This is a genomic window from Streptomyces gelaticus (genome assembly GCF_014649535.1).
In the GTDB taxonomy this organism is placed as follows: Bacteria; Actinomycetota; Actinomycetes; order Streptomycetales; family Streptomycetaceae; genus Streptomyces; species Streptomyces gelaticus.
This window is the reverse complement of the sequence record NZ_BMTF01000085.1, coordinates 1-1,231: the sequence shown is the minus strand read 5'-3', so window position 1 is coordinate 1,231 and position 1,231 is coordinate 1. Positions and strand designations below refer to the sequence as shown.

Genomic DNA, 1,231 nt, shown 5'->3' with positions numbered 1-1,231 from the left:
GGGGGTGGTGTCACCGGGCCCGGAAGGTGCCGTCGGAGACGCTGATCAGAGGTCCGGCCACCGCCCGGCCCGGCGCAACGCCGGACAGCTCGCGGGCGGCAGGTCTGCATAACGTGGATGCGCGCGTACGACACCAGCTCCGAGGCCGGCACGTTCAACAACCCTGGAAGGGCGCAATGTTCGACACCGAAGACGTGGGTGTGTTCCTCGGCCTGGACGTCGGCAAGACAGCCCACCACGGCCACGGGCTGACTCCGGCCGGGAAGAAGGTCTTCGACAAGTCCCTGCCCAACAGCGAGCCGAGGCTGCGGGCTGTGTTCGACAAGCTGTCCGCGAAGTTCGGCACGGTGCTGGTCATCGTGGATCAGCCGGCCTCCATCGGCGCACTTCCGCTGACCGTGGCCCGGGATGCGGGCTGCAAGGTCGCATACCTGCCAGGCCTGGCCATGCGGCGGATCGCTGACCTCTACCCGGGCGAGGCCAAGACGGACGCGAAGGACGCGGCCGTGATCGCGGACGCCGCCCGCACCATGCCGCACACCCTGCGCTCCCTGGAACTGACCGACGAGATCACCGCCGAACTCACCGTCCTCGTCGGGTTCGACCAGGACCTCGCGTCCGAGGCCACCCGCACAAGCAACCGGATACGCGGCCTGCTCACCCAGTTCCACCCCTCGCTGGAGCGCGTCCTCGGACCACGCCTCGACCACCAGGCCGTGACCTGGCTCCTGGAGCGCCACGGCTCCCCGGCCGCCCTGCGCAAAGCCGGCCGCCGCAGACTCATCGAGCTCATCCGGCCCAAGGCCCCACGCATGGCCACCCGGCTCATCGACGACGTCTTCGACGCACTCGACGAACAAACCGTCGTCGTGCCCGGCACCGGCACCCTCGACATTGTCGTGCCCTCCCTGGCCGCCTCGCTCGCCGCCGTCCACACTCAGCGCCGGGCTCTGGAAGCCCAGATCAACGCCCTGCTGGAGGCACACCCTCTTTCCCCGGTCCTGACCTCGATGCCCGGCGTCGGTGTCAGGACCGCCGCAGTGCTGCTGGTCACCGTCGGCGACGGCACCGGCTTCCCCACCGCCGCCCACCTCGCCTCCTACGCCGGCCTCGCCCCCACCACCCGGCAGTCCGGCACCTCGATCCACGGCGAACACGCACCCCGAGGCGGAAACCGGCAGCTCAAACGCGCCATGTTCCTCTCCGCCTTCGCCTGCATGAACGCCGATCC

The 1,231-nt window shown here is 70.0% G+C and carries 1 protein-coding gene; it reads left to right on the top strand.

Annotation, left to right across the window (positions count from 1 at the left end):
• Positions 1 to 176: 176 nt before the first annotated feature.
• A partial coding sequence (locus tag IE107_RS34440; protein ID WP_189548270.1) for an IS110 family RNA-guided transposase occupies positions 177 to 1,231 on the top strand: 1,055 nt, incomplete at its 3' end.